The organism is Pseudoalteromonas sp. SiA1, assembly GCF_018732205.1.
GTDB classification, from domain to species: domain Bacteria; phylum Pseudomonadota; class Gammaproteobacteria; order Enterobacterales; family Alteromonadaceae; genus Pseudoalteromonas; species Pseudoalteromonas tetraodonis.
In genome coordinates this window covers 2,435,341-2,452,563 of sequence record NZ_CP076084.1, presented here as the reverse complement: position 1 = coordinate 2,452,563, position 17,223 = coordinate 2,435,341, and the positions used below count along the sequence as shown (strand labels likewise).

Below are 17,223 nucleotides of genomic sequence, written 5' to 3'. Positions count from 1 at the left end.
TTATGCGTTTATCAAATAATTTAATGTATCAAAATAACATTAATAAAATACTTGAGAATCAACAAAATGTAGCTGGTGCGCAGGAGCGCGTTACGACAGGTCAAAAATATTTGAGTACCTCAGAAAACCCTGCTGCTATTTCGCAGGGCATGTTGTACACCAATAAAATAGAAACTAATGAGCAGCTGACGAAAAATATTAACCAGCTAAAAGGGCGTTTAGAAACCGAAGAAAGTTTATTACAAGGTATGAACGACACTATTTTAGAAGCGCAAATGTTAACTATACGAGCGGGCAATGGTTCGTTAGATAAAGGTGATTTGGCTTCGGTTGCCAGTGAACTAAAAGAATTGCAAAAATCGCTGCTTAACTTAATGAATAGTCAATCTGAAGGGGGGAAATACCTATTCTCTGGCTATCAAGACGATATTCAAACTTATACATTTAATACCACTAATGGCAAATACGAATACCAAGGCGATCAAGGCCAGCACGAAGTAACCATTGCAAAAGGCGTTGAGATCAAATCCAGCGATAATGGCTTCAATGTATTTGAACGCGTAGATGCGCGACTAGATGTCGTTTCAAACGATGGAACGCCAACAGGCGGCATTACCGCTGGAACTGTTTATGTTCAAAATCAAGGTGAGTTTGATCGTTTTCATAAAGATAATTATAACTCAGACCCAGATCCGCTTATTTCTCCAACGATCAATACCTATAACGTTAATGTGATCCCTGGTGCGACCCCTTCATCGCCTGATCAGTATGAGATATTACGTGATGGTAATCCTCTTGTACCACCTGTGACTGGTGAAGTAACTGATGAGCCGATTGAATTTGCCGGTATGGAAATTCAACTTGAAGGTGTAGCACCGGGGCAGCTTGATTTTACCCTTGAGAAACCAAGCAAAGAAAATGTATTGAATACACTAGAAGATTTGATCATTAGCCTAAATGACGAACAACTTGATGAAGCGCAAATTAACCAAGCATTATCGGATGGTTTAATTCAGCTTAAAAATGCTAGTGAACAGATTGTATTTACACAAGCTGGTTTAGGTGGACGGATGAATGTGGTTGAGCGTGTGACCGATTCAAACAGTGCACTGGATATTAATAATCAAGAAAATAGATCCAGCCTGATTGAGATTGATGCTGCTGAAGCCATCAGCGATCTTACTAAACATGAGTCTGGTTTACAGGCTTCACAAGCGACTTTTGGTCGCTTGGCTAAACTTTCATTATTCGATTATTTATAAATACCATCCAAGGCAGGTTATTACTTTACGAGAAAAGTAGGTAATAACTTGCCTTAACGAAGCGGCAAAAAACTGTCACCCCCTTTTTATCTTCTGTCAAAAAATCGCTAACTTCTAATTTAAAGCCGCAATAAGTGTTATTTAGTTGTTTTAAAACATAAGGTTAATCTTTTTTTTCTAGTTGGCACAACTAATGCATTTAGCTAGTTATAGAAAGTGTGGTTTTTGCTTAAATATTTTGAACCACATTCTGATTGAAACTAGGAGATGGTAAAATGGCTTTAAGCGTAAATACAAATGTTGCATCACTTAATGGGCAACGCAATCTATCTAAATCTAGCATGGCACTTGAAACCTCAATGCAGAGACTATCATCTGGTTTGCGTATTAATAGCGCAAAAGACGATGCTGCAGGTTTACAAATTGCCAACCGACTAACTTCTCAGGTTAATGGCCTAACAGTTGCTCAGCGTAATGCCAATGATGGTATTTCTATGGCGCAAACCGCTGAGGGTGCGATGCAAGAGTCTGCAAACATCTTACAACGTATGCGTGACTTATCACTGCAATCAGCGAATGGTTCAAACAGTGCGGTTGACCGTGCATCCCTGCAAAAAGAAGTCAGTGCACTGCAACAAGAACTCACTCGAATTGCAGACACCACCAAATTTGGTGGCACCAGCTTACTTGATGGTACCTTTGGTACAAAACAATTCCAAGTGGGCGCAAACGCGAATGAAACCATTAATGTAAGCTTACGTAATGTAGCAGCAGATTCAATTGGTGCGCATGAAATTAAAGGGCCAGGCAACGCCGCAGATGCAAATACTAGGCTTGGCGATGTACAAACGGTTAACTTAGCAACCAACCATGGCACCAGTGCTGATACAGTTAACATTAATGGTACAGATATTGTTATTGCCGGTGGGTCCGGTGCGGCTGTAATTGCAGATACAATTAATAAGTCGGGTGCAGGCGTGGTTGCAGAGGCCAAAATTGATACGAGTTTTGCAGGTATTACCTCATCAAGTACGGGTGTTATTGAAATTAAAAAGAATGGCGCTGTAGAAAAGTCATTTGATTTAGGTACCTACGGTGGTGATATGGAGCGTTTAACTAGCGATATGCAGCAAGCTGGTTATGATGCTATTTACGACCCTGCAACAAAAGAAATTGCATTCAAAGCAACGGATGTTGATGGTATCGATATCACTGGAACTGATGTAAGTGGCTTTACAATAGGTGGTACTGCAGTAACAACAGTAGCTAACTCTTTTAGTGTGTCTGCAGAGTTAAACTTATCATCAGCAAATAAAATTGGTATTTCAGGTACAACTGCAAATCAGTTATTTGGTACAGGTACGGCAGCAATACAGTCAACAGGTGGTACTAGTTCGCTAACAAGTATTGAAAGTGTGGATATTTCTGGTTCGACTTCGGAAGGTGCTCAAAATGCTATAAAAGCGATTGACGCTGCACTGGCGCAAATTGATGCACAGCGAGCTGACTTAGGTGCGGTACAAAACCGTTTTGGCTTTACTATTGCCAACCTTGCAAACGTATCTGAAAACGTGTCAGCTTCGCGTAGCCGTATTCAAGACACAGATTACGCGCTTGAAACAGCAACCCTGACTAAAAACCAAATCATGCAACAAGCAGGTACTACTATTTTGTCACAAGCAAACCAGTTACCGCAGGCTGCATTAAGCTTGTTAGGTGGTTAATAATAATTAAAATTAAAAAGCCAAGTATTTATACTTGGCTTTTTTGTTTGTATTTCAATTAACTAAAGTTTTTTACTGTTTTTTTTAAAAAAAAGCTAAAGGTAATTTTATAACGGCCGTTAACTTAATTAGAACGGAGCTTGAACAGATTTTTATTGTGATGGCTCTTGGTTAAAATCAATTAGTTACATTACGAAAGTAATCAGGAGTTATAACATGGCTTTATCAGTAAATACTAACGTTGCATCAATAAATGCACAAAGAAACTTATCAAAATCTAGCGATGCATTAGGCACATCAATGCAACGTCTTTCATCTGGTATGAAAATTAACAGCGCGAAAGATGATGCGGCTGGTCTACAAATTGCTAACCGTCTATCTTCACAAATTAACGGTCTAGGTGTTGCTCAGCGTAATGCTAATGACGGTATCTCAATGTCGCAAACCGCTGAGGGTGCGATGACAGAATCATCAAACATTCTACAACGTATGCGTGACCTAGCGCTGCAATCAGCGAATGGTTCAAACGATGCTGATGCACGTGCGGCCCTTCAAAAAGAAGTAGGCGCATTGCAACAAGAATTAACGCGTATCGCAGAAACAACTAAATTTGGTGGTACTAGCTTACTAGATGGCTCATTTGGTACTAAGCAATTCCAAGTAGGTTCTAATGCAAATGAAACAATTAACGTAAGTCTTCGTGATGTATCAGCTGATGCTATCGGTGCAAATGAAATTAAAGGTGGTGCAACATCGACTGTTTCTGCTCTTGGTGATGTTCAAACGGTTGCTTTAAGTGCCAATGTAGCTACTTCAGCACAAACAGTTAATATCAACGGTGTTGATATTGAAGTTGCAGCAAGCTCTGGTGCTGCAGCAATTGCTGATACTATTAATTCTTCAGGGGCAGGTGTAAATGCTCAAGCTAAATTAACAACTACAATCGCTGGTATTGATGCAAGTAGCTCGTCTACAATTGAGATTAAAAAGGGTGGCACTGCGGTTGATAAATATGACTTGGGTACATTTGGCGGAGACATGGCTCGCCTAGCTAAAGATATGCAAGAAGATGGCTATGATGCTGTTTATGATGAGGCAGCCGGCTCTATATCATTCACAGCTACAGATATAGATGGTATTGATGTAACTGGTGCTGGCGATACAAGTGGTTTTACTATTGGCGCTCAAGCTGTGGCTAGTACAGCAGGTTCGCTTAGTGTTTCAGCAGAACTAAACCTAAGCTCAGCTGATAAAATAGGTATATCAGGAACAAAAGTAGATGAGATATTTGGTTCAGATGCATCTACAATAGATTCAACAGGTGGTTCAAGTGCGTTAACTTCAGTTGAGACTATTGACATCTCAGGTGCTACTTCTGCAGGTGCACAAAATGCAATTAATACAATTGATGCGGCACTTGCTCAAATCGATGCGCAACGAGCTGATTTAGGTGCGGTACAAAATCGTTTTGGCTTTACCATAGCAAACCTTGCAAACGTATCAGAAAACGTATCGGCTTCTAAAAGCCGTATCGAAGATACCGATTACGCTGCAGAAACGGCTAAACTGACTAAAAACCAGATTATGCAACAGGCTGGTACAACAATCTTAGCTCAGTCTAACCAGTTACCACAGGCAGCACTTAGCTTATTAGGTTAATTTAACAATAAGCTCTATACTTTAACTACTAAGGAAGGGGCAACCCTTCCTTTCTTGTATAGGTATAAAGCTTTATATCGCTTTATAGTAGGAGCGAATTATGGAAACGCAAAATTTAAATTTAAATATCAGCTCAGCGCAAAAAGGTGAGGTTACCTCAAGTTATCAAGCCCCATCTCAAGTTAAGCAAAATATTGATGAACAGAAGAATACAACCACCCCTACTGCTGCAAGTAATAATGAAGTCTCTAAAACTGAGTTGTCACCTGAAAAGCTAGAGAAGGTGGTACAGCAATTGCAGGACTTTATGGGTGAAATGAACCGCAGTCTTCAGTTTAAAGTAGATGAAGATTCTGGCCGCAATGTAATCAAGGTTATCGACAAAGAAAGTGGTGATTTGGTAAAGCAATATCCGTCAGAGGAAGTATTAGGTATAGTTGCTAAATTGGCTGAAGCCACCGGTGTATTGGTTGATTTTAAAGTTTAATTTTTCAGTAATTTAAGAGGGTAATTATTATGGCTATTTCATTTACGGGCATAGGCTCCGGACTTCAAGTAAACGAAATTGTAAGTGCTTTAGTCAATGCTGAAAAATCCCCTTATCAAGCGCGAGTAACAAAACAGCAAGCTAATTTCACGACTGATATATCTGCTGTAGGCACACTAAAAGCGTCTTTAGAAGAGCTGAATGGTTCTTTGGAGTCACTATCATCAGTTGATGAATATCAAAAAAGAACAATAAGTGGTAGTGATGAATTTGTTTCTTTTAGCTCTGAAAAAGATGCACAAACCAATAATTACTCAATTAAAGTTAATAGTTTGGCCGAAAACCATAAGCTAACATCAAATGCTATAGCTGGCGATGAAGCGGTGGGTGAAGGTAAGCTATCTATAAGTTCTGGCGCTAACAGTTTTGGTATTAATGTGTCAGACACCGCAACACTTGCTGATATACGTGACGCGATTAATGACTCAACTGACAATGACTCCGTGAATGCCACTATTATTACCGATGACACGGGGCAGCGGTTAGTATTATCAAGTAAAGAAACCGGCGCCGAAAACGCAATAAAAATTGTAGTTGATGATGTCTCTGATGGCAACAATACAGACGCCTTGGGTTTATCTCGTCTTGCGTATGACAGTGATACAGCATCAGCAACTTACGCTGAAAACCTAAACGAAGTAACTGCAGCGACGGATGCCTCAATTACGATAGATGGTACGCTTGTTGCGACGAGCAGTACAAATGAATTTAAAGATGTCATTGAGGGCGTCACCATTAATGCCAAAAAAATGCATGGAACTGACGATGATTTAAGTAAAGCCGTAATAACAGAAAATAATAAAAATATTACAGCTGGTTTGAACTCATTTGTAGACAAATTTAATGCTTTTATTGATTTATCTAAGCAATTAGGACGCTCAAGTGCTGAAGAGGGCGTAGGGGCGCTTGCTGGTGACTCATTATTAAGAGGGTCTGTAAACCAGGTGCGCTCATTGTTAACCTCAGAATTTAGCACGGGAAATGGTAATACCGATTTTTTAGCTAATTTTGGTATTAGAACGGAGCGTTCAGGTAAATTAAGTATTGATTCTGATGCATTAAAAGCTGCGATAGAAAAGGATCCTCAAGCCTTACAAACCTTTTTTATCGGAGAAAGTGACGGTGATGGTTTTGTTGGCCAGTTAGACACAGTCATTAAAGGTTATACGGCTTCTGATGGTATTATTAGTTCACGTATAGAAGGTCGTGAATCACAGCTTTCTAAACTAGAAACTGATGTAGAGAAATTTAATATTCGTATGGCGAAATACGAAGAACGGTTATACAGTCAATATAATGCAATGGATTTATTAGTCGCCAATTTAAATTCAACAGGCAGCTATTTACAACAACAATTAGCTAACCTACCTGGGGTGGTTAAAAAATCAAGTTAAGCGGAGTGAAATTTGGACGCTAATCAACAAGAATTAACAAAAATGATGTTGCAAGCAACCTTGCTTGCAAACCTAGCTCTATTGCAAGAGCAAATGCCAGTTATATATGAGTCATTTAAAGACTACACACCAAGTGATACGGGCGTAGCTATAGATGAAGCAAATAATGCAAACTTATTTAATAATAATGAGTTTGTCTATCAAGTTAATCCTAGGGAGTTTGCAAAACAACAAGTTGTTCAGTTTTTAGAAAATCCGCTTTACTTCAAATATCAACTAGGTCATCAAGATGACGAAAATATTGTTTTTGAACATGCCGCGCTTTTGAAATCAATTTATAACGTTCGTTCGTCAGAGACAGATAATAAAATTCACAACCCTGCTGCAGAGAATCGTCTCGACTTTATCTGCTTTTTAGGCGGTGGCTTAGGGTATCAGATAGAAGAGCTACTCAGTAAAAAAGATGTACTAAATGTGTTTTTATTTGAGCCAAGTAAAGACGCTTTTTATGCGTTACTACATTGTATAGAATTAAAACCACTTTTTGATAAATGCACAGCTAATGGCGGACAGTTTTCAATACGTGTAGGCGGCAATGAAGATGGCGTGATTAACGAAATTTCCAAATTTTTGTTTAATCAAGGTCACTTTAATATCAGTCAAATACTATTTTTTAAGCATTATGATAGCTCATTGATTGAAAAAACAATTGATCGTATAAAAGGTATTGGCCATCGTTGGGCTGCAGGCTGGGGGTTTTTTGAAGATGAAATAATTGGCGTGTCGCACACATTAGCCAATTTAAATGCTAAGTTTCCAGTGTTAAAAAAGCCTGAACTAGTTAAAAATTCATTAAATGATTACCCCGTATTTATAGTCGCTAATGGTCCTTCTCTTGATGATGCAATTGAGTTTTTAAAAAATAACCAAGACAACATCATCATAATTTCTTGTGGTACTGCATTGAGAGCTTTGCTTAGCAATAATATTAAACCTGATATCCATATTGAAATGGAACGTACTGCGGCACTATTAGACTGGATTGAGTCAATTGATCGCACATCTGATTTAAATACAAAGTTAAATCAAATAAATATAATTGCGTTAAATACTGTTTACGATAATATTTTAAAGCGTTTTAAAAATGCGCATTTGTTATCAAAAATAAATGATGCAGGCGGTCGTCTTATTCGTGCTTTGGATACAAAGAAGCAGTTTACTTACCCTGATTACAGTAATCCTACAGTATCAAATACAGCGCTTGCTACAGCAATTGAATTAGGGTTTAAGAAAGTATATTTAGTTGGTACTGACTTAGGATTTGTCTCTAAAGAGCACCATCATTCAAAACATAGTATATATTTCGATAATGACTTTAAGCATAAAAAAGTAGTTGAAAAAGGTATTGAAGGTGCATTTGTTGTTAAAGGTAATTTTACTGAAGAAGTATTCACAACCCCGATATTTGACTCATCAAAAGGTAACTTAGAATTACTACTTCAAGAAAACCTAAATGTTAAAGTATTTAATACCGCCAATGGTGCTTTCATTAGGTATACTGAACCTAAACTTATTAAAGATATTGGTAATATAAAACCGATTGTTAATAAGGAAGATAAGATCACAGCGCTACTTTACAAAGCTACTTCTTTAGAGCAATTGTCTGCTGGTAATGTTAATCATAAAATGGAAGCTATCAAAACGAGAACAAAAGATGTTCTTGAGCAGCTGTTGTCTATAACTTCTCAATATTTTGAAACACGTGAGCAGCTTGCTGATGCGTTTAATTTACAAAATAAAATATTACTTACATTACGTAATAGCACCGCAGACGATGTTGTAGTTTATTGGCTGATTCAGGGAACTTTTAGATATTTTCAAGCTTATATTATGACAAGTAGCTATTATTACAATGACTTAGAAATGCGTACTGGATTTATAAATGCATGTGTTGACGCGTTTCATGAACATGTAAAAGGTATCTATTTAGAGTTTATTGAAAACTATAATAAACCGGCCAAAGTCTAATCAAAGTTAGTCGTTATTTATTAGTAACGACTAACTCAATAAAGTCATCTTGTGGTTTTTTGAATAAAGACATGAACACGACATCAGATGGCTTACCATCTAAAATATAATGCTCCTTTAAAATACACTCATTTTCATACCCAGCCTTTAAAAATGCTTTGATACTACCAATATTAGAGGTATAAGCACTTGCAGTGAGCTTTCTTAATCTCAATTTTTGAAAAGAGTACTGGCTTACTAGTCTTATTGCTTGGCTAGCGTAGCCTTTTCCCCAGAACTTTTTATCCCCTATAAAGAGGCTAACCTGGGCAACATTATGAATTGTATTGATACTTCCTATTTTTATATTGCCAATATGTTCATTTTCACTTGTTCTTATTGTAAAAAGTTGCTCGAGAGGGTTATTTAGCTGTAAGGATATATAATTTTTAACAGAATCTATATCCTGCTTATGAAAGCGTGTTTCTAAATACTGGTTCACTTTTGAGTCATTTAACCAACTTACGTATTTAGTTGTAACGTCCTCCAACTGAATACTTCTAATAAAGATACCTTGGATATTGTGACTTTTTATCGTTAATTGGTTCATGGGTTTCCTAAAATGTGAATTTATCGATCGCCTAATTAATGCATTTATTTTAAGGCATAAGGAGCGTAGATATTTCCTCGCCAACCTAATGAGGTCAGCTCATGCTTTATTTCATCATGAAATGAAGATGAGATAATGACTGTTAGCTTTTTGTCTAAATCTTTATTAATGAGAGCATTAATAGTATCGATTGAATACTTAATCGTATAATTGAGACCACAAAAGCGTTTCCCAGTTTTATTTGGATTTCCATCGATAATATACAGAGGCTTTAACCCTGTTAAAGCCAATAAAGTTACAGCTCCAGAACCTGCACCCCAGAAGATAAACTCTTCATCTTTACAGTAGCTTTGTAATGCTTGAATATCTTTATCTATCTTTTGTTTTAGTTTGCCATTATCCGATGGTGCTAAAGGCAGTAAAGATTTTTTCTCTTTATTTGTGAATGAAATAATTAAATTACCGGATGCAGTTACAATACTTTTATCTTTAAACCAACCAAATTGATTTGCAAGGGTTACTAATGAACGCTCTGAGAAAACATGTATATGTTCAACATGAAAAGCTTGTGTTGAAGGCTGTGTGATAGACCAGTCTAAACTAGGTGTTTCTAAAATGAGTGTAGAAGTTGAATGACTTACCTTTGATATGGCTTTGAAAAAATCTTTAAAATCAAAAATGTGTTCAATTACATGGCGAGAATAAATAAGGTCAGATTTAAAACATAGGCTAGAGGCAATTTTTTCAGTGAAAAAAACCTTTTCTACTATCAACTCTTTTTTTTCAGCTGCTATCGCAGTTTCTTCATTTGGCTCAATGCCATGGTAGTCCACATTAGAATAAATTGTCTTTAGTTCTGCTAGTACTTCTCCACTTGAACAGCCTATTTCTAGAACATTTAGCGTTTTTTTATCAATGATATTGTTTTCACTAATAAACTTTATGAAATCATACCTAAATGAGGCTCCTATATTTTCAGGTGACGGTGTATAGTAATGATGCTTATATATAGCTTCTAGAATATCTTTATTGTAGTTTAATTGAAAAGCATGTGCGCACTGCCTACAGATTGAGTATTCAATATCAATAACATGTGGCAAAGGTATATTTGACGTATCATCCATTGGATGTTGGTAAATTGGAAAGTTATTTAACTTAAGTAATAAAGTGTTTTTTTTATAATTACAAACAGGGCAATTCATAGCTACTCCTTCTTAACTAACTTTTCTTTTGAGCATAAAAGCTTCTGCATAATCAACACCGACGGTATTACCTCTTACTTTTGCCAATGCCTCAATTGCATCAATAGAACGAGAGTGGGGAGGCTTGCGCATTTCATCTTCATATATTAAGAGTAGCTTTTTCTTTTCTGCTATATGTTCTGAGATATCGACAAAAAACGTTGGTGAAAATGCAAATGCATTGATTGGCGTATTCCACTCTGTACTTGAGTTAACTTCAAATGAATATATTGTTGGGGTTTTTACTAAGGGAATAGGTCTAAATGCAGTCATGACTGCTTGATGTACAATACGATGATCTATATTTAAGTCGCCATAATGGTGTGTATAAATAATATCTGGTAGTTCTTTTTTAGTGACAGACTCTATTGCTTGGACTACATCAAGGATCGCAACTGTGTCCATTTTATTATCAGGAAAATTAAAAAAGTATTGCTTAGCAGACAAATACTCTCCCGCTTTTTTTGTCATCCTAAGGCGCTGTTCATAATCCGTATCAGAGCTGTTTTTTCGTGCTGAAACGCCATTTGTCATATATACAATGGATATATGATCACCTTGTTTTTGATGTTTTAATAAAGTACCACCACATCCAATCGCTTCATCATCAGCATGAGCGACAATAGCAAAAATATTTTTTTTCACTTATTAGTTTCCATTGTTAAATGTTTATTTGATAGCGCTGTTCCTCGGATGATGTCAGATGTAAATTTTTGTCCGATAACTAAATCATAATTATTAGGGGGTAAGCCAAAACCTGGGCGTATTACTCTAATGTTTTCTGAGTTTACAGTATCCCCTTCCTTAACATCCTTTACAACGTAGATTGAACGCCCATGTTCTTTACCTAATCTAGAACCTTTAGCCAGTATTTCGGCGCTACCCAATGCCTTCCATGTGTTGTGGCATGAAATTACTAAAGACTTTAATTCATCTGGCTCTATTGAAAATGTTGCATCAGGTCCGCCTAGTTTACGATCTAGAATAAAATGCTTTTCTATTATCCTTCCACCCATAGCAATAGATGTAATCGCTGGGATATTTGAAAGACTGTGATCAGATAAGCCAGTAATTATGTTTAGCCTTTTTAATTCGTTAAGAGCATTTAAATTCATCTGCTCAAACGATGCTGGGTATGAACTTGTACAGTGCAAAACGGCTATTTGGCTACTGCCATATTTTTTCAAATACTCAACACTTTCTTTTATTTCTTCAAAGCTAGATATACCGCTTGATAAAATTACAGGTTTTCCAGTCTTTGCTATCGCTTTTAATAATTTAAAATCTTGCACCTCAAAGGAGGCAACTTTGTAAAGAGGGCAGTCAAATTTTTCTAATATCGAGACTGAAACTTCATCAAATGGAGAGCTAAATAAAATAATATTATGCTCTTTTGCTTTTTGAAAAAGTGACTCTGTCCAATCTAAAGGCATTGAGATTTCTTCATATAATTTATAATAGCTTTGACCTTTCCAAGGCGGACTTTTGATAATGAAGTCATCCCTATCGCAGTCAATAGTTAGAGAGTCAGCTGTATATGTCTGTATTTTTATTGCATCAACGCCGCACTCAGATGCGACTTCAATCATTTTTAAAGCAAGCTCTTTATTTCTTAAGTGGTTGTTAGACATTTCGGCAATAATGAATGGCTTACTGTTTGCTGAAATTTCTTTATTTAGTATTTTCATGTAGATAATCTTTGTAACTAAAATGAATAAAAGGAATTTTAGCATTTTTTGCGAAAAGTCCGTCTGTTTCTGTTGTATCTCCAACCATTACAACAGAATTAAGTTTATGGCGTTTATTTAATAAATCAAAAGCATATCTGTTTGGTTTTAAACGCTCAGGTGATTTAGGATCGCATAACACTATATCGCAAACATAATTATTTAACTGCAGCCTATCTATTTTAGTTTGCTGAACATTTTTTTGGCCATTGGTAACGACAAATAACCTTTTTTCATCAAGTATCTCAAACAAAGTTGGGATTAAGCTTGCTTTTTTGCTTATGTACTTTCCATCATGTTTATAGTAGGTATTTAGCATTATGCTTAGGTAATGGTTTGGTAATTCATAGGCTGCTATCGCATCATTAAATAGGTACGGATGAAGTACTCCCATTTTTAGCTTATGAGTATGGAGGAATATAGCTAGGCCTTTGAGGGGAAGTTGGGTTATTTCGGAAAGTATTTTTTCAATCTCTTTAAACGCTCCAATGTCATAATCACTTTGATCAAATAGTGTATTGTCTAGATCGAAAATAATATCATCATATTTGCTTAACTGATGCGCCAATTTTTTTATCAGCATATATGTTCTTGCCAATATCTTATTAAACGGTTATCAGAAATATTTTCTTCTAGTGGTATTTGATATGGCAGCGACAACCAGCTTTTTATGCTCAAATCGATAATGTCGAACCCTGAGTTTATTGAAAAAATTAAACTACCTGAAAGTCTAGGATTGATTTCAATGATATGTGCGTTCTCTCTATCTTCATCTAACATTATTTGTATATTTATGGGGCCATTAAAGCGAATCTTTTCAACACATTTTTTAGCTAATGTAAGCACTAAAGGGTGTTGATTTATTTCACCGACTCTCGACACCCCAACTGCTTCAAGGCGCTTTCTCGCTAACCCAAAAACCCAATCACCCTCGGAATCTACAAGCACGTCGACGGTATATTCTGTGCCCTTTAATAAGGTTTGTATTACGCCTTTTTTATTTTTAAAAAAAGGAAATAATTCATCGTCTTCAATAATATAAATTCCCTTCCCACCTCTACCATACTCTGGCTTAAATATCGCGGGGGCAGATGTTGATGTTGGGGCTACGGGCAAGTTATTTTCTTCGCAGAATAGTTGAAAATTAACCTTACTTGTACAGATGCTTATTGTTGACTTGCTATTAATTAATATCTTCTTTGAGATACTTTTTGATAAGTCTGAACTTTGAGAAAGAATAATAAGTTCTTCATCAATAAATGGAATATATAAGTCAAACTTATCATCAAGTTGGTTGATAAATGGAATAAACTCAGAGCTACTGCATAAAGGCGATAAGTAGAAGTCATCACAGAAGTGCATTGCAATACTTTTGCTATTCTCATTTGCGTCAATACCTATCACTTTGTGACCTAAGGTTTGCAAGTGCTTAATAATAGATATAGCTGCAGCAGATGCCGCAGCACTCATTAAAATTCTCATAATAAAGCCTATAGCTATTTTTAATTCGAGAGCTCTTCAGCTCTCTATTCTTAAACTATATAAAGATGGTGTTAAAGCTGTAAAACCTGCTTTTGTAAAAGCAGTGATAGATGCTAAATTATCAGGTCTAATCTCAGCAATAATCGTTCCATGTTTCTTTAGTTCGGTTATATTATTCAAAGCTGCAACTCCAATACCTTTTCCCTGAGCTTGGGGCGAGATCAGAATCGAAACTTCATATTTATTTAATTCAATTTCATCTAAACGAAGAGTGCCAATATCATTTCCATCATGATTAATTATATATAGGGTCCTATCGGCTCTTTTTAGTGTATCTTCGAACCATTTGCAATGCTCTGGCCATGTTGGAATTGCAGTTTGCTTAAAGTATTTACGAACACCACTACTTGTTTGCCACTCAAAGACATTTTTTTTATCGGAATAAGTGGCTTTTTTTAGTTGTACTTTAGATATGAGATTAGGGTTTTGTTGCATTTATATAGTTCTCATTTAAATATGTAAGAGAGTCAATTTTCACTTATATCAACGATGAATTTTGATGGATACAATGAGCAATTCTATATTTTCCTTTGCCATCACTAATAGCTTTTGCTTTTAATGCTAATATTTTACTTTTATCTTCAATTATTTGAATACAGCTATATATGTTGGAGACGGTTGATAAAATAGCTGCTTCACTTAATTCAAATAACTCAATGTTACCATTTTGATTTTCTGCTGTTTTTATCATTATAATGGATTTTCCCATTGATGCAGCTTCGAAGAGCATTGAACCAGGAGCTGTAATGATTACTTTTGATTGATACATTAAGTCAGCTAAGTTTGGAGGTGCTTGATGCCAAGTTATGTTTAAATTTGTATTTTCAATGAGGCTTTTTAGCGTTTTTCCGTGTGCATAACCCAAACCTGTAGTTAAACAAATTTTACCCTTGTATTGCCTTACATCAAGTTCATATAACGAAGCAAAGCTATTGTTTTGAGGATCTGAGGCGCCAAAACATATAAATATGTCATAGGCTAAGTGCTCATCGTTTAATTTTCGAATGAATTCATCTCTGATAATTCCATATTTAGGACCCAGTAGAAGTTTGCATTGCTTAGGCACAAGCTTTTTATAAGCGCTTAGCCTAGACTCTGATGCCGTATCAATTAGTAAATTACAAAGATGTGCTCTATCAGCTAGATCATCGATTATAACTATATAATCAGCTATTAATTGTTGCTCCCATTGAATATCTATTTCATAATGGTCAATTAAAATACTTTTGATATTGTATTTTTCAAGTATTTGGTTGGTTTCTTCAAGTCCATTATTTGCTGTAGATAATTTTAAATAACTAACTAACTGGCTCTTTAGTAAAGATTTCGCTAAAGCAGACTCTTTTACAATGAATCTAATTTTTATATTTTTTTCGGCTAAAGTGTTTGCTAACTCTAAACAGCGCATCAAATGGCCGGCACCGATTAATTCGTTGGCATCTGTTCTTATGGCTAATTGCATTATCTCACCTTAAAAACGGGCTCTAATAGTTTACCTTTAAAAATATCATACAAATTTTGCGTTTTTATTGTATTTTTTAAAATAAAAATAACTTCATCGTATGCATTAAGTAATTTCTCTATATCATCATGTGTATGGGCAAAGCTAAGGTTATGACTACCACCAATTAAAATACCTCTAGTGCACATCTCTTGAATAAATAAAGATTTTAGCTCTAATGAGGAATATTTTTGAGTGTCTTTAATAATAATAAAAGACCATGACGGATGACCTGCAGTGCTCAGCCAATCTTTTACATCGTGTTTTTCTATTAATTTATTAAGCTCACAAATTAATTTTTCACCTAAAGTGTGAATATGTGTCAGTACTCTTTCTTGCTGCATTTTTTTTAATGTTGTTTTTGTAGCAACTAAAGACATGGTTTCGCCCGCAAAGGTGCCGGAGAAGAAAATATCTTCCATCAATGACATTATTTCTTTCTTTCCAACAATAGCTGAAATAGGGAATCCGTTTGCCATGCCTTTGCCAAAGGTTGCTAGGTCAGGTGTAATATTAAATAAGCCTTGAGCACCATGTAGATCAAACCGAAAACCGGTAATTGTTTCGTCAAAAATTAGTACAGAGCCATGTTTTTTACAAAGTGCTTGTACTCCTTCAAGAAATCCAGCTTCTGGAAAGGCTATATTCATTGGCTCCATAATTACAGCAGCAAGCTGTTCAGGGTATTCAGTAAAGAGCCTTTCTAATGAGCTAAGGTCATTGTATGTAAACGTATGGGTAAGCGCTCTAACACACTCGGGAACACCTAAATTTCTGGTTGTTGAGCCAATATACCAATCTTGCCAACCATGATAACCACAGACTGCAACATGCTCTCTTTTTGTATAAGCTCTTGCTAGTCGAATAGCAGCAGATGTTGCGTCACTGCCATTTTTACCAAAACGCACCATTTCAGCGCAAGGTATTAGCTTTGTGAGTTCTTCGGCGACTTCCATTTCTAATCTATGAGGAAGGGAGAAAGTGATCCCTGAGCTAAGCTGGTCTATCACAGCTTGATTTACATCAGCATCACAGTAGCCTAAAGAAACAGAAAGTAAGCCATTCACAAAGTCAATATACTCATTATTATCTGCATCCCACACTTTAGAACCTAAACCTCGTTCAATAAATAAAGGTGCTGCATTTTGTGGGAACGCAATTCTACTCTTACTAAAAGTTTGGGAACCTAGAGGAATGGTTTTTTCAGCTCTATGTAGCCACTCCGCTGAATTAGTGTAATTATTCATAGCCTTCTTCTTTATCTTGTTTTAATGATTTAACCATTCCCTCATTTCGAGCAATTTGGGAGTTTAATAAGTTCAGCTCTGGTTTATGCGATAACAATTCCAGTATATCTTGATAATTAAAATTAGGCTTTTTTACATATAAATTTTCATATATTGATGAAATCAACTCAAAGTCATTGGGTTCGTCAACAGTCCATCTATAGGCAGAGAGGTCTTGCTCACTTTGGATATTCTGTAACTTATACTTATCAGGGTGACTTGTTATATAAGGTGTTACGTGTTCTAGCTCAGAAGGCTTTTCTGCATATTTATAAGCGTTATGTAAGGCCTTTTTACTGATCACTTCAATATCGAGACCATCAGGGTATGTGGCTACTAAGCAGTTTGAAGTATAATCATTTTTGTTTTTTAAATGACTATTAATGACATAGTCCATGAGCTCAGGGTCAATCACTGGGCAGTCAGCTGTTATTCTAACGATAGCATCACAAGGGTAATTGAGTTCAGCATGAAAGTACCGGCTGAGAACATTGCTTAAACTTCCTCTAAAGCATAATAAATTATTCTCATTGCATAACTGTTCAATAATGTCGTCACTTTCATCAGTACTTGTGACAATAACTAGGTTGTCTACTAATTTTGCTCGTTGTACACGCTTAGCTTGTTGAATAAACATAGGTAAACCTTGGAGGTTCTTTAAAACTTTATTAGGTAAGCGTGTTGATCCTGTCCTAGCTTGCATGAAAGCATTTATCATATTTT

16 protein-coding genes are annotated in these 17,223 nt (G+C 36.0%); 6 read left to right on the top strand and 10 right to left on the bottom strand.

Features of this window, described 5'->3' with window-relative positions:
• The first annotated feature begins 2 nt into the window (after positions 1 to 2).
• The 6 genes from flgL (at position 3) to KK487_RS11355 (ending at position 8,614) form a co-directional block, all read left to right on the top strand.
• Complete coding sequence (gene flgL / locus KK487_RS11380; protein ID WP_128583036.1) at positions 3 to 1,262, top strand: flagellar hook-associated protein FlgL; 1,260 nt, start codon at positions 3 to 5, stop codon at positions 1,260 to 1,262.
• A gap of 275 nt (positions 1,263 to 1,537) precedes the next feature.
• Positions 1,538 to 2,986: a flagellin gene (locus KK487_RS11375; protein WP_016899220.1), complete on the top strand. Its 1,449-nt coding sequence runs from the start codon at positions 1,538 to 1,540 to the stop codon at positions 2,984 to 2,986.
• A 216-nt stretch (positions 2,987 to 3,202) separates the two neighbouring features.
• On the top strand, positions 3,203 to 4,645 hold the full coding sequence (locus KK487_RS11370; protein ID WP_016899221.1) for a flagellin: 1,443 nt from the start codon (positions 3,203 to 3,205) through the stop codon (positions 4,643 to 4,645).
• 100 nt (positions 4,646 to 4,745) lie between these two features.
• A complete protein-coding gene (locus KK487_RS11365) occupies positions 4,746 to 5,132 on the top strand; it encodes a flagellar protein FlaG (RefSeq protein ID WP_016899222.1) in 387 nt (128 codons plus the stop codon).
• Between the two features lie 29 nt (positions 5,133 to 5,161).
• The gene (gene fliD, locus KK487_RS11360) at positions 5,162 to 6,586 is read left to right on the top strand and encodes a flagellar filament capping protein FliD (RefSeq protein WP_128583037.1); all 1,425 of its coding nucleotides are present in this window, start codon (positions 5,162 to 5,164) and stop codon (positions 6,584 to 6,586) included.
• A gap of 81 nt (positions 6,587 to 6,667) precedes the next feature.
• Complete coding sequence (locus KK487_RS11355) at positions 6,668 to 8,614, top strand: motility associated factor glycosyltransferase family protein (RefSeq protein ID WP_236613514.1); 1,947 nt, start codon at positions 6,668 to 6,670, stop codon at positions 8,612 to 8,614.
• 13 nt (positions 8,615 to 8,627) lie between these two features.
• Here the strand turns inward: KK487_RS11355 and KK487_RS11350 are convergent, their stop codons facing one another.
• From KK487_RS11350 to KK487_RS11305, 10 genes are read right to left on the bottom strand one after another with little or no spacing between them, the layout of a single operon-like run.
• Positions 8,628 to 9,203: a GNAT family N-acetyltransferase gene (locus tag KK487_RS11350; RefSeq protein ID WP_013465579.1), complete on the bottom strand. Its 576-nt coding sequence runs from the start codon at positions 9,201 to 9,203 to the stop codon at positions 8,628 to 8,630.
• Positions 9,204 to 9,247: 44 nt separating this feature from the next.
• Complete coding sequence (locus tag KK487_RS11345; protein ID WP_013465578.1) at positions 9,248 to 10,405, bottom strand: class I SAM-dependent methyltransferase; 1,158 nt, start codon at positions 10,403 to 10,405, stop codon at positions 9,248 to 9,250.
• 12 nt (positions 10,406 to 10,417) lie between these two features.
• The gene (locus tag KK487_RS11340; RefSeq protein ID WP_013465577.1) at positions 10,418 to 11,089 is read right to left on the bottom strand and encodes a PIG-L deacetylase family protein; all 672 of its coding nucleotides are present in this window, start codon (positions 11,087 to 11,089) and stop codon (positions 10,418 to 10,420) included.
• Entirely contained in the window at positions 11,086 to 12,132 is a 1,047-nt protein-coding gene (gene pseI / locus KK487_RS11335; protein ID WP_058155108.1) for a pseudaminic acid synthase, read from the bottom strand. The genes KK487_RS11340 and pseI overlap by 4 nt, the downstream gene beginning before the upstream one ends.
• The gene (locus tag KK487_RS11330; RefSeq protein ID WP_215521760.1) at positions 12,116 to 12,754 is read right to left on the bottom strand and encodes an HAD family hydrolase; all 639 of its coding nucleotides are present in this window, start codon (positions 12,752 to 12,754) and stop codon (positions 12,116 to 12,118) included. Before KK487_RS11330 ends, pseI begins: the two co-directional genes overlap by 17 nt.
• Complete coding sequence (locus KK487_RS11325) at positions 12,748 to 13,653, bottom strand: ATP-grasp domain-containing protein (RefSeq protein ID WP_016899223.1); 906 nt, start codon at positions 13,651 to 13,653, stop codon at positions 12,748 to 12,750. Before KK487_RS11325 ends, KK487_RS11330 begins: the two co-directional genes overlap by 7 nt.
• A gap of 36 nt (positions 13,654 to 13,689) precedes the next feature.
• On the bottom strand, positions 13,690 to 14,148 hold the full coding sequence (locus tag KK487_RS11320; RefSeq protein ID WP_058155105.1) for a GNAT family N-acetyltransferase: 459 nt from the start codon (positions 14,146 to 14,148) through the stop codon (positions 13,690 to 13,692).
• A 43-nt stretch (positions 14,149 to 14,191) separates the two neighbouring features.
• The gene (gene pseG, locus KK487_RS11315; protein WP_058155104.1) at positions 14,192 to 15,175 is read right to left on the bottom strand and encodes a UDP-2,4-diacetamido-2,4,6-trideoxy-beta-L-altropyranose hydrolase; all 984 of its coding nucleotides are present in this window, start codon (positions 15,173 to 15,175) and stop codon (positions 14,192 to 14,194) included.
• On the bottom strand, positions 15,175 to 16,461 hold the full coding sequence (locus KK487_RS11310; protein WP_215521759.1) for an aminotransferase class III-fold pyridoxal phosphate-dependent enzyme: 1,287 nt from the start codon (positions 16,459 to 16,461) through the stop codon (positions 15,175 to 15,177). Before KK487_RS11310 ends, pseG begins: the two co-directional genes overlap by 1 nt.
• Entirely contained in the window at positions 16,454 to 17,218 is a 765-nt protein-coding gene (locus KK487_RS11305) for a cytidylyltransferase domain-containing protein (RefSeq protein ID WP_058155101.1), read from the bottom strand. Before KK487_RS11305 ends, KK487_RS11310 begins: the two co-directional genes overlap by 8 nt.
• Positions 17,219 to 17,223 lie beyond the last annotated feature (5 nt).